Here is a 20040-nt window from a genome sequence, read left to right as displayed (position 1 = left end):
GGCCCGCAGCTCGGGTCGGCGGCCCGGCACCGTGGCCACCAGCCGTACGGCCACCACCTCGACGTCCCGGTCGGGCGCGGTGTGCCCGTAGCGGCGCAGGTGCTCGGCCTCGAAGGCCGCCCGTATCCGCGCGACGGAAAAACCACCGCCGGCGCTGTCGCCGTCGCCGTCGGCGGTGGCCACCACCGTCAGCTCGTGTGACTGGCCCACGTACCGGCAGTCCACCTGGTGTTCGATCACGAGCGCGGGGATGTCCGCGGCGAGGGTGTCCGCGTGGGCGGCCCGGGCCAGCTCGGCGAGGGCGGCGTCCAGGTCGGCCGTTGCCAGCGGGCCGTGCAGCGGACGCAGATAGTCCCGGCGGACGTCGCCGATGGCCAGCCCCAGCGCGGAGAGCACCCCGCAGGCCAGCGGCACCAGCACCCGGCGCATCCCGAGCTCCTCGGCCAGCGCGCACGCGTGCGTCCCGCCGGCGCCGCCGAAGGCGACCAGGGTCAGCTCCCGCGGGTCGAGGCCGCGTTCCACCGAGACCACCCGCAGGGCGCGGATCATCTCCGCGTCGGCGACCGCCACCACCCCGGCCGCCGTCTCCTCCACCGACAGGCCGTGAGGGCCGGACCCGAGCATCGCGCCCAGAGCGGCCAGCGCCTTGGAGGCGGCCGCCCTGGACAGGGTGACCTCGCCGCCGAGGCTCGCCCCGTCCACCAGATAGCCGAGGACCAGGTCCGCGTCGGTCACCGTCGGTTCGACACCGCCGCGGCCGTAGCAGGCCGGGCCCGGATCGGCGCCGGCCGACCGTGGCCCGGCCCGCAGCGCCCCGCCGGAGTCGACCCAGGCCACGGATCCGCCACCGGCGCTCACCGAGTGGACGTCCACCGTCGGCAACGTGACCGGTATGCCGGCGAGCACCGCCTCGGCCGTGGTCTGCACCCGACCGCCGATCACCGGGGCGACATCCGTCGACGTCCCGCCCATGTCGAAGGTCAGCAGGTCGGCCAGGCCCGAGCGGGCCGCGACATAGGCGGCGCCGACCACGCCGCCGGCCGGCCCCGACAGCACGCACGCCGCGGCGTGTTCGGCGGCGGCCGCGAGCTCCACCACTCCCCCTGAGGAGCGCATGACCAGCGGGGACGGCAGCCCCGCCGCGGCGCACCGGCGGGCGAGCGCGCCAAGGTAGGTCGACAGCGTCGGCGTCAGATAGGCGTCGGCGACGGTGGTGGCGAACCGCTCGTACTCCCGGAACCGTGGGAGCACCTCGTGGGAGGCCACCACGGTCACGCCAGGCAACGCGGCCCGCAGCGCGTCGGCGACCTGGTGTTCGTGCTCGGGATGGGCGAAGGAGAACAGCAGGCACACCGCGACGGCCGCCAGCGGCCTGACCGCCCCGTCGGCGTCGGCAACAGCCGGCGTCCCACCGGCCATGGCAACAGCCGACAGCGCGGTGAGGGCGGCGACGACGTCCCGCAGGCTGTGGGCGTCCAGCGGGACGATCACCCCGTCCGGCCCGGTGCGCTCGACCACGGTGTACCGCAGTTCGCGGGGCACCAGCGGGGGTGGGCGGTCCCGGGTGAGGTCGTAGAGCGCGGGCCGGTTCTGGCGGCCGATCTCGATGATGTCGGCGAACCCGTGCGTGGTCACCAGGGCTGTCCTCGCCCCGCGCCGCTCGAGCAGGGCGTTCGTCGCGACGGTGGTGCCATGGGCGAACCGCTCGACGACCCCGGCTGCCCCGCCCCGGCCGGGGCCGGAGCCGGCAAGAGGGCCGGCAAGACCGGCTCCGCGGACGGCGTCGAGCACCGCTTCGGACGGGTCGGCGGGCACCGATGGCACCTTCCCGAAGATCATCCGACCGTCGTCGCCGACCGCGACGAGATCGGTGAAGGTCCCACCCACGTCGACACCGAGCCACACCGCCACGTGGCGATCCTGGCATGTCGCGGCGGCCCGCTCCCAGCCGTCCGGGACGGACCGCCTACGACACCGCCCAGGATGAAGACCGACGGTAACAGCGTCAAAGACCATCAGTAATCAACAGGCAGGCCACAGTCATCAAACCAGTAGGCCACCAGTTACCCAACTCACAAACTACAGCCGCCTGGATCGCCCGTGGCTCGGATCACGGGCCACGACCTTCAGACACATCCAGGTGAAGGTGACGAGTAGCCTGATTACACGGCAGCGGAAGGGCCCGCGCCTCGGGCCCCAGCAGAAGGTGGATAGAGGGGAACGCCCCCGTGGCAGCACCGACGGTACCCGAGTCCGGCCCCGACTTCGGCCCCAACGAGTGGCTGGTATTCGAGATCTACCAGCAGTACCTCGCCGATCCAGAGAGCGTCTCGCCACAGTGGCGCGAGTTCCTCTCCGACTACCGGCCAGAGGGTGTCAACGGCCAGCCAGGCGTGGCGGGGCCCGTCCCGCCAGCCGTCGCCGACGGTGCGGTACCGGCCGCGGGCGGTGTCCCCGACGCGGTCCCAGCCGGCCAGCCGGCCACCGCGCCGACCGCCGCGACCCCGGTGACCCCCGCGGCTCCCGTGGCCAGCGCGGCTCCCGTGGCCAGCGCGCCAGCGGCAACAGCCGTACCAGCGGCAACAGCCGTACCAACGGCCGGCCAGAGCGCTCCCGCCGCGGACGGTGGCGTCCCGACGTCACCGTTGCGAGGCGCCGCCGCCCGCGTCGTCGCGAACATGGAGACGTCCCTGCATGTCCCCACGGCGACGTCGGTGCGGGCGGTGCCCGCCAAGCTGCTCGCGGACAACCGGATCGTCATCAACCGGCATCTGGCTCGTTCCCGCGGCGGCAAGGTGTCCTTCACGCACCTGATCGGCTACGCCATGGTCAGGGCGCTGCAGGCCACCCCGGTGATGAACCACTCCTACACCGAGGTCGGTGGCAAGCCCGCCCTGGTCACGCCGGAACACGTCAACCTGGGCATCGCCATCGACCTGGTCAAGGGCTCCTCGCGCCAGCTGGTCGTCGTCGCGATCAAGCAGGCCGAGACGATGGACTTCAGCCAGTTCTGGCTCACCTACGAGGACCTCATCCGGCGCGCCCGGACAAACAAGATCACGGCGGACGACTTCGCCAACGTGACGATCACGCTGACCAACCCCGGCGGCATCGGCACCGTGCACTCGGTGCCCCGCCTGATGCAGGGCCAGGGGACGATCATCGGGGTCGGCGCGATGGAGTACCCGGCCGAGTTCCAGGGCGCCTCCCAGGAGACCCTGTCGAGACTGGCCGTCTCAAAGATCATCACTCTGACCAGCACCTACGACCACCGGATCATCCAGGGTGCGCAGTCCGGCGAGTACCTGCGCCGCATCCACCAGCTGCTGCTGGGCGCGGACGACTTCTACGAGGAGGTCTTCCGCTCATTGCGCGTCCCGTACGAGCCGGTGCAGTGGGTCGCCGACATCACCTCGTCCCACGAGGGCGATCTCGACCACGGCACCCGGGTGCTGGAACTGATCCACGCCTACCGGGTCCGCGGCCACCTGATGGCCGACACCAACCCGCTCGAGTTCGCCATCCGCAGCCACCCCGACCTCGACATCATCAGCCACGGGCTGACCCTGTGGGACCTCGACCGCGAGTTCCCCGTCGACGGCTTCGCCGGCCAGCGGACGATGACCCTGCGCGACATTCTGGGCGTCCTGCGGGACTCCTACTGCCGCCGGGTCGGCATCGAGTACATGCACATCCAGGAGCCGGACGAGCGGGTCTGGATCCAGCAGCGGGTCGAACGCTCCGCCGAGCGTCCCGACCCAGCCGAGCAGCTGCACGTCCTCGAGCGGCTGGGCGCGGCCGAGGCGTTCGAGTCCTTCCTGCAGACCAAGTACGTCGGGCAGCGGCGCTTCTCCCTCGAAGGCGGGGAGTCGGCAATCCCGCTGCTGGACGAGGTCCTGCAACGGGCCTCCGAGGCCGGCATGGACGAGGTCGCCTTCGGGATGGCCCACCGTGGCCGTCTCAACGTCCTGGCGAACATCATCGGCAAGTCCTACCGGCAGATCTTCGCCGAGTTCGAGGGGTACGTCGACCCGCAGACCGCGCACGGCTCGGGTGACGTCAAGTACCACCTCGGTGCCGAGGGCGTCTACACCACTCCCGACGGCCGCGAGGTGGCGGTCTCCCTGGTGTCCAACCCCTCCCACCTGGAGGCGGTCGACCCGGTGCTCGAAGGCGTCGTCCGTGCCAAACAGGACCTGCTCAACAAGGGTCCGGAGGGCTTCACCGTCCTGCCCGTGCTCATCCACGGGGACGCCGCCTTCGCCGGCCAGGGCGTGGTCGCCGAGACGCTGAACCTCTCCCAGCTGCGCGGCTACCGCACCGGCGGCACCGTGCATCTCGTCATCAACAACCAGGTCGGGTTCACGACCTCGCCGGTGTCCAGCCGGTCGTCGGTGTACGCCACCGACGTCGCCCGGATGGTGCAGGCCCCGATCTTCCACGTCAACGGGGACGACCCCGAGGCGTGTGTGCGCGTCGCGCGGCTGGCCGTCGAGTTCCGGCAGGCGTTCCACAAGGACGTCGTGATCGACATGGTGTGCTACCGGCGGCGCGGCCACAACGAGATGGACGAGCCGTCGTTCACCCAGCCGCTGATGTACGACACCATCGCCACCAAGCGGTCGGTGCGCAAGCTCTACACGGAGGCCCTGATCGGCCGTGGCGACATCACCCCGGCCGAGGCCGAGCAGGCCATGAAGGACTACTCGGCGCAGCTGGAGAAGGCGTTCGCGGAAACCCGCGACACCACCAGCCGGCCGGCCAGCCAGCCCCGGCTGGTGACGACCCCGGCGGAGGCCGCCGCCGCGGCCGCCGTGTCCACCGCCGTGTCGCTGGACGTCGTCAAGAAGATCATCGACACCCAGACCACGCTGCCGGAGGGCTTCACCGTCCACCCGAGGCTGCGCCCGCAGCTCGAGCGCCGGGCCCAGATGGTCGCCACCGGGGCGATCGACTGGGCGTGCGCCGAGACCATCGCGTTCGGTTCGATCCTGTTGGACGGGCGGCCCATCCGCCTCGCCGGGCAGGACAGCCGGCGCGGCACCTTCGGCCAGCGGCACGCGGTCCTGGTCGACCGGCACACCGGCGAGGAGTACTCGCCGCTGAAGTCGCTGGAGGTCGAGTCGGGCGCCGGCACCTTCTACGTCCACGACTCGCTGCTGTCCGAGTTCGCCGCGATGGGCTTCGAGTACGGCTACTCGGTGGCCCGGCCGGACGCGCTCGTGCTGTGGGAGGCCCAGTTCGGTGACTTCGCCAACGGCGCCCAGTCGATCATCGACGAGTTCATCGCGGCGGGCGAGGCCAAGTGGGGGCAGCGCAGCGCGGTCGGCCTGCTGCTCCCGCACGGCTACGAGGGCCAGGGGCCGGACCACTCCTCGGCGCGCGTCGAACGCTTCCTCAGCCTGTGCGCCGAGAACAACATGCTGGTGTCGGCCCCGTCCAGCCCGGCGAGCTACTTCCACCTGCTGCGCCGGCAGGCGCTCTCGCCCGTGCGCCGCCCGCTGGTCGTCTTCACCCCCAAGTCGATGCTGCGGCTGAAGGCGGCGACGTCGACGGTCGAGGAGCTGACCGGCGGGTCGTGGCTGCCGGTCATCGACGACGCGAGCGTCGGTGACCACGCCGGCATCCGCCGGGTGCTGCTGTCCAGCGGGAAGGTCTACTACGATCTGCTGGCCACACGGGCCAAGAAGGAGATCACCGGCACCGCGCTCGTCCGGGTCGAACAGCTCTACCCGACCCCGGTCGCGGAGCTGCGCGCGGTGCTGGCGACCTACCCGAACCTCACCGAGGTGACCTGGGTGCAGGAGGAACCCGCCAACCAGGGTGCCTACCCGCACATGGCCATCCATCTGCCGGAGGCGCTGCCCGCCGGCCTGGTGCTGCGCCGGGCCTCCCGTAACGCGTCGGCCGCGCCAGCCTCCGGCTCCTCCTCGCGGCACGAGAAGGAGCAGGCGGAGCTGCTCGGACAGGCGTTCGCCGGGTAGCCTTCCCTCTCATCTCAGCGTGGCTGTCATCTCAGCGTGGGGCGGAGTATGCGGTGTATTTCACCGACCGGGGTGTCGAGGAGCTGTCGCAGCGTCGCGGTGAGGAGTCCGTAACGCTCGACTGGCTCGCCGACCAGTTGCGCACGTTCGTCGACCTGCATCCCCAGTATGAGGATGCGGTCGAGGAACTGGCCACCTACCTGGCCCGCCTCGACGACCTGGACGACTGAGCCGGACGGCCGGCGTAGCGGCAGGGGCACCCGTCCCCTGGCCAGCCGCGCCGGCCAGCCGGCCTCCCGCGGCTCCCCGAGCCGAACAGCCGAAAGAAAAAGGCAGGGGCAGACCGATTTCGATCTGCCCCTGCCTTTTTCGTGCAGTTTTCGCCTGTTTCAGGCGGTTCAAATGATCCAGACAGCTCAGACGGTGAGGACAAGCTTGCCGAAGACGTCCCCGCGGACGAGTTTCGCGAACGACGCGCGAGCGTCGGCGAGCGGACGGACGTCGTTGACGAGCGGGCGGACCCCGGTCCGATCGATGAAGGCGGCGAGTTCGGCCAGCTCGTCCCGGGTGCCCATGGTGGAGCCAACGACGGAGAGCTGGAGGAAGAACAGCCGGTTGAGCTCGGCTGGTGGGTTGGCACCGGTGGTCGTGCCCGAGCAGACGATCCGGCCGCCGGGCCGTAGCGACCGCAGGGAGTGTCCCCAGGTCGCCGCCCCCACGGTCTCGATCACCGCGTCGACCCTGACCGGCAGCCGCGCGCCGGGCTCGAACGCCTCGTCCGCACCGATCTTCAGCGCCCGCTCCCGCTTGGCGGCGTCTCTGGAGGTGACGAGAACGGTGTGGCCGGCGGCCTTCCCAAGGATGATCGCGGCCGTGGACACCCCGCCGCCGGCGCCCTGCACCAGCAGGGTTCCGCCCCCGGCGGCCGGCAGAGCGGACCGGTGGACGACCATCCGGTAGGCCGTCAGCCACGCGGTCGGCAGGCAGGCGGCCTCCTCGAACGACAGCGCGGGCGGTTTGGGCACCAGGTTGCGCCGCGGTACCGCCACCGCCTCGGCCAGGGTGCCGGGGTACAGCTCCGAGAGCAGCGTCCGCCGCGGGTCGAGGGTCTCGTCCCCGCCGCCGGCGGCCGGGTCACCGATGACCGCGTGGACGATCACCTCGTCGCCGTCCGCGCTCACCCCCGCCGCGTCGCAGCCGAGGATCATCGGCAGCCTGTCCGCGGGCAGCCCGACCCCGCGCAGACTGAAAAGATCATGATGGTTGAGCGTCGCGGCCCGGATGGACACGGTCGTCCAACCGTCGGGGACGTCGGGGGCGGGCTGCTCACCGACGTCCAGGCCCGAGAGGGGGTCGTCGGCGTTCTGGGACACAGCGGCGACAGCGAGCATCAACCAACAGTAAAGCCACGTCCGGCGTGACGCTCGTGATCACATCGACCGGGAGGAGCGGCCGGATTTTCTCCATCCACATCCATCGGAAAAACAACAAATAAACTACTAGATAACTACACACACATGAAAAACCATGTGCACTACACCGCCTGCGCCGCACGACAGGGGCGGCTGTGCTCCACTCTTCAACGTGACGACACACAGGCGGGTGCAGGAGCCCGGCTCGGGTGTGTCCCGGTGGTTCCGCCGGAGACAGCAAATACCCGTGTCGGTGGCCGATCCCGCGCCAACCGCTCACGCCGACGGCACCACGATCGTCGTTTCCGTGACGGATTTCGTCTCCTGCACCTACAAGGGATGCGGAACGCTGCGGCCGCTGGCGGAAGTGTCCGAGAACCGGCAGTGCCCCGGCTGCGGCCGGGTCTGAGCGGCCCGCTCCGACCGCGGCCAGGGTGACGGGAGGCCCCGGGTCCCGGCGGCGGCGCGGCGGACGGCCTGTCCCGGCTGTCCGAGGCCACCGCACGGACGCCTCCGCGGTACGACCCCGGCCGGGCCCCACGCGCCACCGGCCACACGCCGCCGACAGCACGTCCACCAGCGGCGCACGGTGCGTCTACCGGCGGGCCACCCCATCGGCGTGTGCCTGGCGAGCCACCGCGGCGGCAACCGCCGGCGCCACCCGGTCGTCGAAAACGCTCGGGATGATGTGTTCCTCGGTCAGCTCGTCCGCGATCACAGCGGCGAGCGCGTCCGCCGCCGCCAGCTTCATCGACTCGGTGATCCGGCTCGCACGCACGTCCAGCGCCCCGCGGAACACACCGGGGAAGGCCAGCACATTGTTGATCTGGTTCGGGTAGTCGCTGCGCCCGGTGGCGACGACCCGGGCGTGCCGGCGCGCGACCTCCGGATCGACCTCGGGGTCGGGGTTCGCCATCGCGAACACGATCGAGTCCGGCGCCATCGAAGCCACGGCCGCCTCGGGCACCGTGCCCGAGGACAGGCCGAGGAAGACGTCCGCCCCGGCCAGCGCGGCGTTGATCGAACCGGAGATCCCGGCTCGGTTGGTCGTGGCCGCGATCTCCGCCTTGACCGGGGTGAGATCGGCCCGGTCCGGGTGCAGGATCCCCCGGCTGTCACCGACCGCGATGTCCCCGATGCCGGCGGCGAGCAGGATGCGGGTCACCGCCAGGCCCGCGGCGCCCGCACCGGAGACCACCGCGCGCAGGTCGTCCAGCCGCCGGCCGGTCAGCCGCGCCGCGTTCTCCAGCGCGGCGAGCGCCACGATCGCCGTCCCGTGCTGGTCGTCATGGAAGACCGGGATGTCGAGACGGTCCTGGAGCAGCCGTTCGACGGCGAAGCAGCGCGGCGCGGAGATGTCCTCCAGGTTGATGCCGCCGAAACTGGGCGCCAGCCGGGCGACCGTCTCCACGATCTGCTCGGTGTCGGTGCAGTCCAGGCAGATCGGGATCGCGTCCACCCCGGCGAACTGTTTGAACAACGCCGCCTTGCCCTCCATGACCGGCAGTGCCGCGGCCGGGCCGATGTTGCCCAGCCCCAGCACGGCGGTGCCGTCGGTCACCACCGCGACGACGTTCGACCGCCAGGTGAAGTCGTCCGCCAGGCCCGGCTCGTCCGCGATGGCTGTGCAGACCCGCGCGACCCCGGGGGTGTAGGCAAGCGAAAGATCCTCCCGGTCGTTCAGCGGGACGGTCAGCGCAATGCCGATCTTGCCACCCCTGTGCAGGGTGAACACGGGGTCGATGTCACGGGCCAGCGACCCCGGCCCATCCGACGCGACGGCGGGCCGGGGCACGGCTGGCGGCAGATCCCCCAGCGCGTCGGGGACGGCCTGGTTGACAGAATGATCAGTTGTGGCAGTCATCACTACTCCCTCGGACGAGATGCCTCGACGGGTGGGAGGCGTGGACGGCAGGTCCGGGGATCGCCCGGGGATGCCTTCCAATATGACATGCGGGTCCCGCCGCCTCCTGCACGGACACCCCATGTCCTCGACTGAAGCATGCGCGTGCCCCGGGTGTCCCGAATAGTTTTTGCGGCCGGCCCGGCGTACCGGAACACCAATGGATCGATACCGGAACAGGCACGGACCAACGGTGACCAGCAACGATCAGCAGCGATCAGCGCTGGCCGGCGCTGGCCGGCGTGGTCCTCGTGCGCCGGCCGGGATGCCCACCTGGCAGGTGGGAGCGCATTGGCCCCCATGGGGCATCGTTACCGGGTACGGTGCGCGTTCGTGGAGGTTCACGAACTCGAGATAGCCGGCGCCTGGGTGTTCACCCCCCGCCAGCACACCGACGACCGGGGCACCTTCCTGGAGTGGTTCCGGTCCGAGACCGTGGTCGAGGCGGTCGGCCACCCGCTCCACCTCGCCCAGGCTAACCACAGCGTGAGCCGGCGCGGGACGCTGCGCGGCATCCACTACGCCGCCGTACCGCCCAGCCAGGCCAAGTACGTCACCTGCGTCCATGGCCGGGTTCTCGACTGCGTGGTCGACATCCGGCTCGGTTCGCCGACGTACGGAACGCATCAGGCGGTGCTGCTCGACGACGTGGACCGCAAGGGCCTCTACCTCGCCGAAGGACTCGGCCACTCCTTCATGGCGCTCACCGACAACGCGGCGATATCGTACATTTGTTCGACACCCTACAGCCCCGCGCGCGAGTACGGCATCGACCCGCTCGACCCCGACCTGACGCTGCCCTGGCCGCGGGACGTGGCCCCGCTGCTGTCCGAGAAGGACGCGAGGGCCCCGTCGCTGAAGGAGGCGGAGGCCGCTGGCCTGCTGCCGTCCTACAGCGCGTGCACGGCCTACTACGAGACCCTACGAATCCAGGCGGGCCACGGCCAGTAGCGTGCGATCACCCGGCCCAGCACGTCCTCGGCCGGGACCGAACCGAACGTCGCGCTGTCGGTGCCGGCCGCCACGTTGTCGGACCGCAGCCACCACGACCCGTCCGGCTCGACGAAGGCAGCCCGCTTCACCCCGAGCCCACGGCCAGGTAACCGTGCGACGACCACGTCACCCACTCGTGGCGACATTCCCCACAGCACCACGCACGCGTCCCCGTCCCGCAGCGTCGGTGTCATGGAGCGGCCGCTGACGGAGACCATCCGCACGGCAACATGTCGGCCCACCCGGGTAAGTTGCCACAAGGTGGAGCCACGCATCGACACCATCCGAGGGTTGCTGGGGCACGTCCGCGGCGTCCCGGCCTTCGACCAGGCGGCATGCGCACCCACCCGAGAGTTGCCTCAGGCGTCCAACGAGACGAGAAGGGACGGCAGCATGAGCCTCCTACGTCCGAAGACAACGGTCAGCGCCCACTGTGATCTGCCCTGTGGAGTCTACGACCCGGCCCAGGCGAAGATCGAAGCGCAGTCCGTGAAAGCGATCCAGGAGAAGTACCAGAGCAACGACGACCCGGCCTTCCGCGCTCGCGCCCTGACCATCAAGGAGGAGCGGGCGGACCTGGTCAAGCAGCACCTGTGGGTGCTGTGGACCGACTACTTCAAGCCCAACCACCTGGAGAAGTACCCCGAGCTCCACGACCTGTTCTGGCAGGCCACCAAGGCGGCCGGGGCGGCCGGCGCCAAGGGCTCGGTCGACCCGGCCGACGGGCAGAAACTGCTCGACCTCATCGAGCGGATCTCCACGATCTTCTGGGAGACCAAGGCCGCATAGGCCGCATGGCCGCGCGGGCCACCCACATCCAGGCCACACGTGTGGGCCATGTGGGCCGCGTAACCTCCGCGCAGGGATCCGGGAACCCGGGCTTCCGGTACCACGAGTTGGCATGACCGGAACAGCATGGCTGCCTGTTTCCGGCCCACTGGTGGCTCGGGGAACCGGAGCTCTGCGCGATACGGCCGGCCCGGCCGGTCACGACGATGAAGATCTACCGGACCGGAAAATCTACCAGGCTGGCCGCGGAGCATGTCACGGAGCACGCTGCCACTACTGCTGATCACAATCCCGGCTCCGGCCGGAATCCGCGGGCAGGAGCATCCCCGAACGACGACGGGACGTAGTCGGCATCACCCACACAATCCTCAGAATCGATCACCCGACCTGCGGTGGCGCCTCGGCACTGGGTACGGTGGTCTTCACGTGGCATGAACTGGGCACGGACGTCTCCAACCTTGACCGGCACGACCGCTGCCCAGGTGGGGGTCAAGAGATCAAATGGGATACGGAATCACAAGGCACACAAGGGGGTAACGCCGTGGACACAACGCCGAGGACCGAAACCGCCAGCGGTCAGGGCGGTGTCCCCGGGACAGGGGTCCCCGGTGGACGGCTGCGAGACGTCGTCCAGCTCACCCTGCCCGCCGCGAGTGCCTACCTGTCGGTCCTGCGGACCGCCACGGCATCGCTGGCGGCCCGCGCGGACTTCACCCTCGACGACATCGAGGACCTGCGGATCGCCGTCGACGAGGCATGCGCTCTGCTGCTGCTGTCGGCCGTTCCCGGCTCGGGCCTGGAATGCACCTTCGAGCTCTCCCCCGGCGTCATCGACGTCTCGGTCACGGTGCTCAGCCTGAACGGCGAGCCACCGTCCGTCGAGACGTTCGCCTGGACGGTCCTGACCGCGCTGGCCGACGAGGTGTCCTCCTCCGTGGACGCGGACTCGCGAGTCACCATCGTGCTACGCAAGCGACGCGGGATACCCGAGGAACACATCCACAGTCCCCGGGCCGCGGCGCCCGAAACACCAGCGCCCGCGGCAGCGGCCCCCGTGGCACCGTGGACCGAGAACGCCGGCGCGCCGGCCACCGGACCGGTGGGCACGCCGTGACCGCAGGGCGTACCCGACCGCTTCAGGACGCCGTGGCCACGACCAGGCAACGCTCGAAGGCCTTTCTCGACGACAGCCACGATCTTTTCCTCGCCGCGGACGAGGAGGCCACGGACGAGACGTCGCCCGGCACACCGGTGGCGGAGGCCGCCCTGGCGCCACGCTCGCCCAGGCCGGCGACGGTCGCGGCCCAGGGCCATCCCAAAAATGATCGCTCCGACTCCGACGCCGACGCCGACGCCGGTCATTCCGGCCATGACCATCCCGGTGAGACCAACGATCGGGTGCGTGCCCGGGAGCTGTTCACCCAACTGGTCGCCCTTCCCGAGGGGGACCAGCAGCGAGCCGAGATCCGCGACCAGCTCGTCCGGATGCACCTGCCGCTCGTCGAGTACCTCGCGCGCCGTTTCCGCAACCGCGGCGAGCCCCTGGACGATCTGACCCAGGTGGCGACGATCGGCCTGATCAAGTCGGTGGACCGCTTCGATCCCGAGCGTGGCGTGGAGTTCTCCACCTACGCGACGCCGACGATCGTCGGCGAGATCAAACGGCACTTCCGGGACAAGGGCTGGGCGATCCGAGTCCCGCGGCGGCTCCAGGAACTCAAGCTGTCGCTGACCAAGGCCACCTCGGAACTCTCCCAGACGCTCGGCCGCTCACCGACGGTCAGCGAGATCGCGGCTCATCTCCAGATGAGCGAGGAGGAGGTGCTGGAGGGCCTGGAGTCCGCCAACGCCTACTCGGCGGTCTCCCTGGACGCACCGGACTCCGGCGACGACGAGGCCCCGGCGGTGGCCGACACCCTGGGCGTCCAGGACGAGTCCCTCGAGGGAGTCGAGTACCGGGAGTCGCTCAAGCCGCTGCTGGAGAAGCTGCCCCCACGGGAGAAGCGCATCCTGCTGCTGCGGTTCTTCGGCAACATGACCCAGTCGCAGATCGCCACCGAGCTCGGGATCTCCCAGATGCACGTCTCGCGGCTGCTCGCCCGCACGCTGGCCCAACTGCGCCGCGGCCTGCTGGACGACACCTGACGAGCGTTCACCGCGCGGCCAGGCGGCTGCCGCTCGGCCCTCGCTCCCGGCCGAGCGGGCCGCCCCCGGCGATGGCGGCCCGCTCGTGCCAGATCGTGCCAGGTCATTCAGAGGAACCACCCGGGCCCGTGGGCTGGTGCGGGCGGTAGGCACCGGCCAGACCGATCAACACCAGCACCCCGATCGGGACCACGACCAGCGGGACACCCTCGCCATAGCGGTGGGCCTGCAGAAGGCCAACAGCAACCGGAATACACAAAATTTGAACAACAACAAGCGGAGAACGGGCCCACTGCCGGCGCGCGAGCAACGCCCACGTGAGCAGCCACAGAACAACTCCGGCGACAACCGCGAACAGGCCGCCGAGCTCGGCCCGGCCCCGGTCGTCGGTGTCCGCGCCGAAACCCCGCACCACCAGAAAGACGCCGAGGGAGACGAGTAACAGCCCCTCGGCGGCCAGCAGTACCACGGCGGCCCGCAACGCGCGTACGGCACGCCGGGCGCCATGCCGGGCATCGTCGTGTTGTCGACCGCCCGCCGGCGTCGGCACGATCCGCTCGAATCCAGCCCTGGAACCCACATGCCGACAGTACGTGTTCCCCACGGCCACGTAACCCCGGTGGGTATGCCTGACGAGCCCCCACCCGACACGCGGATGTCCGCCGGCGTCGGGATTCCGCCGGTGGCAAGAATTACGTCGTGACGCCTGGAAAGCCCTGAACGGCTAACGTAGACATCATGCGTGCGCTGCTGGTCGTTAACCCCCTCGCCACGGCTACGACCCAGCGCATCCGGGATGTCCTGGTCAGTGCCCTGGCCGCCGATCTGCACCTGGAGACCGTCGCCACCAAGGGCCGCGGCCACGCCATCGAACTCGCCGAGCGCGCCACCGACGCCGGCGTCGACCTCGTCGTCGCCTTCGGCGGCGACGGAACGGTCAACGAGATCGCCAACGGTCTCCTGCGGGCGGGGCCGGTTCCGGGCGCTCCGGCGCTGGCCGTGGTGCCCGGTGGGAGCACCAACGTCTTCGCCCGCGCGCTCGGCTACTCCGCCTCCCCGGTGGAGGCCACCGGGGAACTTCTGGAGGCACTGCGCGAAGGCCGCAGTCGCCGGATCGGCCTCGGGCACGCCACCTTCACCAGCCGGTCGGGCATCAGCCAGTCCCGCTGGTTCACGTTCTGCGCCGGCCTCGGCGTGGACGCGGCCGTGGTCGAACGGGTGGAGCGCAAGCGGGTACGCGGACGCCGCAACACCCCGGGGCTGTACCTGCGCTCGGCACTCGGGCAGTTCGTCCGTGGCGCCGGGCGCCACCGTCCGCCCATCACCATCACCACCGACGAACCGGGCCAGACCGCCGGGGCAGCCGCCGACGGTGCCGACCCGGGCACCGCGCGGCCCGGCACCGTCCAGGCCGTCGTGGTGTGCAACACGACGCCCTGGACGTATCTCGACTCCCGGCTGGTACGTGCCTGTCCGGCGGCCTCGTTCGACGCCGGCCTGGATCTTCTCGGCCTGCGCCGGCTGACGCTCGCGCGGACGGCCCACGCCGGCCTGCAGATGCTGCACAGCGCTCGAGGCCCCCACGGCAAGAACGTCCGTGCGCTGCACGACCAGCGCACGATCACGTTGACGGCCGCGCGCGAGCTGCCGTTCCAGATGGACGGCGAGTACATCGGCCCGCAGACTCAGGTGACGCTGCGATCCGAGCCGAGGGCGCTGCGCGTCATCGTCTGAGACGGACGCGAACGTCCGCTCAGGCCGCTCCCCGGCCCAGTCCTCGGACGACTTCGGCCGGGTCGTCGCAGATCACCCCGTCCACACCGGCGGCCCGCAGCCGGTCGGCGTCCCGCACCGAGGTGACCGTCCAGGTCACCAGGCCCACGCCGGCTACCCGGGCCCGTTCGGGCACGTCCGGGGAGCCAAGCACCGAGGAGATGTGGGCGTGCAGCTCCTGATGGCCGGCGGAGCGCACATAGGCGATGCCGCCGCTGACCGACATCCGCGGCATGGTGAGGAACGCGGTGGACACGCCGATCCCGGCGTCGCGCACCGCCTCGATCGCGAACCAGTCGAACGAGGAGACGGTCACGGCCCCGGGCGCGTCGCCGGAGGTCCGGGTGAGCCCACGGGAGCGCAGGAGTTCGACCAGGGCCCGGGCGGTCCGTTCCCGGGGGGCGTCGAAGTCGGGCTGGCCCGGCTGATTCTTGATCTCGAGGACGAGGCGGCCACGGCCGTCCCAGGCGTCGAGGATCTCGGTCAGGGTGGGCACACCCAGACCGGTGAGCTCGCGGGTCGTCCGGCGTATCACGGCCCGGCCGGTCAGCCGCCCCGGCAGCCGAGGATCATGGACGCAGACCAGATCCCCGTCGGCGCTGCGCCGTACGTCCACTTCGATACCATCAGCGCCGGCGCTCAACGCGGCGTCCACCGCCTCAGCTGTGTTCTCCGGACCGGGAACCCGGCTACCGCGGTGACCAAGAACCTGCATGCGCCAACGATGCCATCACGGCCACGCCCCGGGTAACGCCAGGGCCGCCGAGGCCAGCTGCGTCGAAACGCCAAAAGCGGCGTGATCACGGCTTGGTACGCCCACGGGCCGGAAGCCGGCCAGAGATCCGGGAGGCCCGGACTCGGGAACCGAGCGAGAAACCCAGGACGACAACCTCGAATGCCAATTCGGCATGTTGTCCGCCTCTGCCGGGTGTGCGTGTTCACTGAGTTGGCGGTACTAGGACGGCCTGTGTGTCGCTGTCGTCTGATCCGCCGCAAAGAGTGGTCCACCTGTGTCTCTAACGGACGAAGCCAGGTGGTCAGGGGTCGGTAAGGGGCGGGAAGCCACTTGCAGGTCCTTGCGCCCATGCCAGTTGCGGTGGGAGGGTGGCGAATGTCCGAGGTGGATGGACCCATACACCTCGGGTTCACACGCGACGGTGCATCCGGTTGAAAGATCGAGAAGCCGCGCGGACCCGGCAGCCGTTTGGCCGCCGGAAAGTGCGACACAACCGTGGCGGCTCGTAAAGCGTCTCACGTGCAGTGTGGCCCGAGACGAGAGAGGGAGTTGTACGCATGGACTGGCGCCACAGAGCGCTCTGTCGCGACGAGGATCCCGAGCTCTTCTTCCCGATCGGTACTACCGGTCCGGCTGAACGCCAGGTCGAAGAAGCAAAGGCCGTCTGCCGGCGGTGTGCTGTGACAAGTGATTGCTTGAGCTGGGCTCTTGACACCGGGCAGGACTCCGGGGTCTGGGGCGGTTTGAGCGAGGATGAACGCCGAGCGCTCAAACGCCCAGCGCGCACCCGCGTTCGCACCGCCTGAGCAGTATCCACCAGCACCACACCAGCTCGAGCCGTACGACGACTTCCCAGATGGCCATGCCGTGAGGTATCGGTCACCGGGGTGCTGTCGTGCGCCTTGGAGCTGCTCCTGTCCGTGTCCGCATCGTTTGCCAGCGAAGCCGACGGAACTCGCTGTACCGGTGTTGAGACGGCAGAAAACGACAGGCCAGGACGGGGTGGGACGGTGCCAGGCACGGTGGTGCTGTACCCACCTCGACGGTCTTCATAACACCGATCTTGGAAAAATTTTTCAGTCCCGCAACGGGATGGAGAGCAGGGCCTCGGTGCCACGCTCCGCTCCCGCCTGAAGACGGATTGCTCCCTGCATCTCACCGAGGACGAGCTGGCGCACGATCTGCAGACCGAGCCGGGGAGAGTGCTCCAGCTGGAAGTCCTCAGGCAACCCGGCGCCGTTGTCGGCGACCACCACGTCCAGCCGGTCGGGATACCGCCGGACCCGCAGCTCGATCGAACCAGCGGAACCGTCGAACGCATGTTCGACAGCATTCTGCAGAAGCTCGGAGAGCACAAGTGCCAGCGGCGTGGCAAGCTCACCGGGCAGCTGGCCGAACGATCCCCTGCGGGTCGTGCTCGCCCGGGTCCCGGTCGAAGCCAGATCCACTGTCACCGACGTGATCTGGTCAGCGATCTCGTCGAAGGGCACCGACTCGCCGAGGCTCTGCGAAAGGGTCTCGTGCACGACGGCGATCGAGGTCACCCGCCGCACCGACTCCCGCAACGCCAGGCGTGCCTCGTCCACCTTGGTACGACGCATCTGCAGGCGCAGCAGGGCCGCGACCGTCTGCAGGTTGTTCTTCACCCGATGGTGGATCTCGCGGATGGTCGCGTCCTTGCTCAGCAGCTGCGCCTCCCGGCGCCGCAGATCCGAGACATCGCGGACGAGGACCAGCACCTCACGGGTGGCGCCGGGAAACAGCGGGATCGCGCGCAGCAGCACCACCGTGCTCCCGACCGCGAGCTCCACCTCGACCGGCCTGCGACGCCCGATCGCGTGCCACACGGCCGGCGTGGTCGCGGGCAGGTTCAGCGTCCGGTGCACCGAGCGCAGGTCCTCACCGGTGACGTTGCCGGTGTAACCGAGGCGGCGGTACGCCGACAGCGCGTTCGGACTGGCGAAAATGACCTTCCCCGAGCCGTCCAGACGCAGCATCCCGTCACCGACGCGCGGCGCCTCGGGCAACTCGTCGTTGCCGCCCCGGAACGGGAACGCCCCCTCGGCGATCATCAGTGCCAGGTTGTTCGCGCACTGCAGGTACGCCGACTCCAGCGCGCTCGGCGTCCGGGTGGTGGCCAGGTTGGTGTCCCGCGCCAGCACGGCGATGACCCGGTCGGAGTGCAGGACCGGAATCGCCTCGGTGCGCACCGGCACCCCGCCGTCCCATTCCGGCTCACCCTCACGGGCGATCCGGCGCTCTCGCCACGAGTTCTGCACCACCCACCTGTTGATCACAACGCTGCCGACCTCGTCGTTGTGGTACGCCGTCGGCCCGGTGGTCGGCCGCACCTGCGCGACCACCAGGAACTCGGCCCCCGGGCCGGCTCCGCCGCGGGCCGCCGTGGCCCGGCTGGGCACGAGCAGCAGCAGGTCCGCGAAGGACAGGTCGGCCAACAGCGCCCAGTCGGCCACCAGGGCGTGCAGGTGGTCGATGTCGTCCGCACCAAGATCGGTGCTCTCGCGTAGAAGGTCCTCCAGCGTTCCCACGCAGGCAGATTGCCAGACGCGGCGCCGGCTCGGAGCACGTGTGCCCGATCAGCTTTCCCGGATCCCGGCGCCGCCACGATCCGGCCACTCTCCCGACAACGCGAAAATCATGATCGAATCACCTCTGACGCCAGCGGCTTTGTGTTTCCGGCAGCGCGACAAACCACGATCGCGCTGCCTTCGAGCGAGCCAGCTGAGCGTCTCCGGCAGCGCGACAAACCACGATCGCGCTGCCTTCGACGGACCGACTTCCGTGTCTCCGGCAACACGAAAACCATGATCGCGTCGCCTTTGACCTAGGCTTCCTGGTGTGCATCCGCATACCACCAAGGCGGTCGCCGATCCGCTTGGCTGGCTGGACAGCCATGCCCGGCGCCGGGAAGAGGCCGGGCTGCGCCGGGTCGTGCGCCCACGTACGCCCGACTCAGGGGCGCCGGGCGACCCGGCACGCGGGGATCCCACCCGCCTGCTGGACCTGGCCGGCAACGACTACCTGGGCCTGTCCCGCCACCCCGAGGTGATCGAGGGCGGGGTGCGGGCACTGCGCACCTGGGGCGCGGGCTCCACCGGGAGCCGGCTGGTCACCGGGACGACCACCCTGCACGGCGACCTTGAAGACGCCCTCGCCGAGCACACCGGCTTCGCCGCAGCGCTGGTCTTCGCCTCCGGGTATGCGGCCAACCTGGGTGTGCTCACCTCGCTCACCGGGCCCGACGACCTCATCGTCTCGGACGAGCGCAACCACGCGTCGCTGGTGGACGCCTGCCGACTGTCCCGGGCACAAGTGATCATCGTCCCGCACGCCGACGTCGAAGCGGTCGACGCGGCGCTGGCCGAACGGTCGTGGCAACACGCGGTCGTGGTCACCGACTCGGTGTTCTCCGCCGACGGCGATCTGGCCCCGCTGGCCGCGCTGCACACGGTCGTCCGCTCCCACGGCGCGCTGCTGGTCGTGGACGAGGCCCACAGCCTCGGCGTCGTCGGCCCCGGCGGGCGAGGCGCGCTCGCGGACGCCGGGCTCGCCAGCGAGCCGGACGTGATCGCCACCGTCACCCTGTCCAAGGCGCTGGGCAGCCAGGGCGGTGCCGTGCTGGGCCCGCCAGCCGTACGCGCGCACCTCATCGACACCGCCCGCACGTTCATCTTCGACACCGGGCTGGCGCCGGCCTGCGCCGGCGCGGCGCTCGCCGCGCTCGGAATCCTCACCACCACCCCGGAGCTCGCGGACGGCGTCCGACGGCACGCCCGCCACCTGGCCGACCTGACCGGCGCGCCCCGACCGGCCGGCGCGGTCGTCTCGGTCGTCCTCGGTGAGCCGGAACGCGCGGTGCGGGCGACGGAGATCTGCCGTGCGCACGGGGTGGCCGTCGGCTGCTTCCGCCCTCCGACCGTGCCCCCGGGCACGAGCCGGCTGCGGGTCGCGGCCCGCGCCAACCTCACCGCCACCGACCTGGCCCGGGCCGCCGACGCCTTCGCCGCGGCCATCGGCACACCCGGCTGTCCCGGATGACGGTCCTCGTGGTGACGGGGACCGGGACGGGGGTCGGGAAGACGGTCGTCACCGCGGCGGTGGCCACCCTCGCCCGGGATCGGGGCGTCGACGTCGCCGTGGTGAAGGCCGCCCAGACCGGCGCCGAGCCCGGTGAGCCCGGCGACCTCGACCATGTGCGCGCCCTGTCCGGGGTCGAGGAGCTGTACGAGTACGCCCGGTTCCCGGCGGCGCTGTCGCCGGCTGCCGCGGCCCGCCTGCACCGGC

General features: G+C 70.5%; 17 protein-coding genes. 10 read left to right on the top strand and 7 right to left on the bottom strand.

Annotated elements, in window-relative coordinates; genetic code table 11:
• A partial coding sequence (locus CM1CMNOD_RS04470; protein ID WP_242625434.1) for a hydantoinase/oxoprolinase family protein occupies positions 1 to 1911 on the bottom strand: 1911 nt, incomplete at its 3' end.
• Positions 1912 to 2228: 317 nt separating this feature from the next.
• Here CM1CMNOD_RS04470 and CM1CMNOD_RS04465 point away from each other — a divergent pair.
• Both CM1CMNOD_RS04465 and CM1CMNOD_RS21480 read left to right on the top strand, forming a co-directional pair.
• Positions 2229 to 5984, top strand: coding sequence for a multifunctional oxoglutarate decarboxylase/oxoglutarate dehydrogenase thiamine pyrophosphate-binding subunit/dihydrolipoyllysine-residue succinyltransferase subunit (locus CM1CMNOD_RS04465; RefSeq protein ID WP_013872472.1), 3756 nt, complete (start codon positions 2229 to 2231; stop codon positions 5982 to 5984).
• 53 nt (positions 5985 to 6037) lie between these two features.
• On the top strand, positions 6038 to 6214 hold the full coding sequence (locus CM1CMNOD_RS21480; RefSeq protein ID WP_013872471.1) for a DUF6104 family protein: 177 nt from the start codon (positions 6038 to 6040) through the stop codon (positions 6212 to 6214).
• A gap of 186 nt (positions 6215 to 6400) precedes the next feature.
• Here the strand turns inward: CM1CMNOD_RS21480 and CM1CMNOD_RS04460 are convergent, their stop codons facing one another.
• Both CM1CMNOD_RS04460 and CM1CMNOD_RS04455 read right to left on the bottom strand, forming a co-directional pair.
• Positions 6401 to 7375 carry a zinc-binding dehydrogenase gene (locus CM1CMNOD_RS04460; RefSeq protein WP_013872470.1) on the bottom strand — a complete coding sequence of 325 codons (975 nt, stop codon included), beginning with the start codon at positions 7373 to 7375 and terminating at the stop codon, positions 6401 to 6403.
• A 616-nt stretch (positions 7376 to 7991) separates the two neighbouring features.
• Positions 7992 to 9260: an NAD(P)-dependent malic enzyme gene (locus CM1CMNOD_RS04455; RefSeq protein ID WP_013872468.1), complete on the bottom strand. Its 1269-nt coding sequence runs from the start codon at positions 9258 to 9260 to the stop codon at positions 7992 to 7994.
• Positions 9261 to 9599: 339 nt separating this feature from the next.
• On the opposite strand from CM1CMNOD_RS04455, the gene rfbC reads away from it, so the two are divergent.
• Positions 9600 to 10250 carry a dTDP-4-dehydrorhamnose 3,5-epimerase gene (gene rfbC / locus CM1CMNOD_RS04450; protein ID WP_013872467.1) on the top strand — a complete coding sequence of 217 codons (651 nt, stop codon included), beginning with the start codon at positions 9600 to 9602 and terminating at the stop codon, positions 10248 to 10250.
• On the opposite strand, the gene CM1CMNOD_RS04445 is transcribed toward rfbC, so the two are convergent.
• The gene (locus CM1CMNOD_RS04445; RefSeq protein WP_013872466.1) at positions 10211 to 10567 is read right to left on the bottom strand and encodes a S24/S26 family peptidase; all 357 of its coding nucleotides are present in this window, start codon (positions 10565 to 10567) and stop codon (positions 10211 to 10213) included. The genes rfbC and CM1CMNOD_RS04445 overlap by 40 nt on opposite strands.
• Positions 10568 to 10685: 118 nt before the next feature.
• Here CM1CMNOD_RS04445 and sodN point away from each other — a divergent pair, with 118 nt between their 5' ends.
• The 3 genes from sodN to CM1CMNOD_RS04430 all read left to right on the top strand — a co-directional run bounded on the left by sodN (position 10686) and on the right by CM1CMNOD_RS04430 (position 13226).
• Positions 10686 to 11081 carry a superoxide dismutase, Ni gene (sodN, locus tag CM1CMNOD_RS04440; RefSeq protein WP_013872465.1) on the top strand — a complete coding sequence of 132 codons (396 nt, stop codon included), beginning with the start codon at positions 10686 to 10688 and terminating at the stop codon, positions 11079 to 11081.
• Between the two features lie 541 nt (positions 11082 to 11622).
• A complete protein-coding gene (locus CM1CMNOD_RS04435; RefSeq protein ID WP_013872464.1) occupies positions 11623 to 12195 on the top strand; it encodes an anti-sigma factor in 573 nt (190 codons plus the stop codon).
• The gene (locus CM1CMNOD_RS04430; protein ID WP_083828431.1) at positions 12192 to 13226 is read left to right on the top strand and encodes an RNA polymerase sigma factor SigF; all 1035 of its coding nucleotides are present in this window, start codon (positions 12192 to 12194) and stop codon (positions 13224 to 13226) included. Before CM1CMNOD_RS04435 ends, CM1CMNOD_RS04430 begins: the two co-directional genes overlap by 4 nt.
• 103 nt (positions 13227 to 13329) lie before the next feature.
• On the opposite strand, the gene CM1CMNOD_RS04425 is transcribed toward CM1CMNOD_RS04430, so the two are convergent.
• A complete protein-coding gene (locus CM1CMNOD_RS04425; protein ID WP_013872462.1) occupies positions 13330 to 13776 on the bottom strand; it encodes a hypothetical protein in 447 nt (148 codons plus the stop codon).
• A 188-nt stretch (positions 13777 to 13964) separates the two neighbouring features.
• On the opposite strand from CM1CMNOD_RS04425, the gene CM1CMNOD_RS04420 reads away from it, so the two are divergent.
• Positions 13965 to 14960, top strand: coding sequence for a diacylglycerol/lipid kinase family protein (locus CM1CMNOD_RS04420; RefSeq protein ID WP_013872461.1), 996 nt, complete (start codon positions 13965 to 13967; stop codon positions 14958 to 14960).
• A 19-nt stretch (positions 14961 to 14979) separates the two neighbouring features.
• Here CM1CMNOD_RS04420 and CM1CMNOD_RS04415 read toward each other — a convergent pair whose 3' ends face one another.
• Positions 14980 to 15714 (bottom strand): glycerophosphodiester phosphodiesterase, encoded by a 735-nt coding sequence (locus tag CM1CMNOD_RS04415; RefSeq protein WP_013872460.1) that lies wholly within the window; start codon positions 15712 to 15714, stop codon positions 14980 to 14982.
• 578 nt (positions 15715 to 16292) lie between these two features.
• On the opposite strand from CM1CMNOD_RS04415, the gene CM1CMNOD_RS04410 reads away from it, so the two are divergent.
• On the top strand, positions 16293 to 16541 hold the full coding sequence (locus tag CM1CMNOD_RS04410) for a WhiB family transcriptional regulator (RefSeq protein ID WP_013872459.1): 249 nt from the start codon (positions 16293 to 16295) through the stop codon (positions 16539 to 16541).
• A gap of 270 nt (positions 16542 to 16811) precedes the next feature.
• On the opposite strand, the gene CM1CMNOD_RS04405 is transcribed toward CM1CMNOD_RS04410, so the two are convergent.
• On the bottom strand, positions 16812 to 18284 hold the full coding sequence (locus CM1CMNOD_RS04405) for a sensor histidine kinase (RefSeq protein WP_013872458.1): 1473 nt from the start codon (positions 18282 to 18284) through the stop codon (positions 16812 to 16814).
• A gap of 310 nt (positions 18285 to 18594) precedes the next feature.
• On the opposite strand from CM1CMNOD_RS04405, the gene CM1CMNOD_RS04400 reads away from it, so the two are divergent.
• Together CM1CMNOD_RS04400 and CM1CMNOD_RS04395 are read left to right on the top strand one after the other, a co-directional pair.
• On the top strand, positions 18595 to 19794 hold the full coding sequence (locus CM1CMNOD_RS04400; RefSeq protein WP_013872457.1) for an 8-amino-7-oxononanoate synthase: 1200 nt from the start codon (positions 18595 to 18597) through the stop codon (positions 19792 to 19794).
• Positions 19791 to 20040: AAA family ATPase (locus tag CM1CMNOD_RS04395; RefSeq protein WP_165001385.1), on the top strand; the 250-nt coding region annotated here is incomplete at its 3' end. The genes CM1CMNOD_RS04400 and CM1CMNOD_RS04395, both read left to right, overlap by 4 nt.

The organism is Protofrankia symbiont of Coriaria myrtifolia (assembly GCF_900634755.1).
Taxonomy (GTDB): domain Bacteria; phylum Actinomycetota; class Actinomycetes; order Frankiales; family Frankiaceae; genus Protofrankia; species Protofrankia coriariae.
The sequence above is the reverse complement of the archived record's forward strand: the minus strand, read 5'-3'. Positions and strand labels throughout refer to the sequence as shown.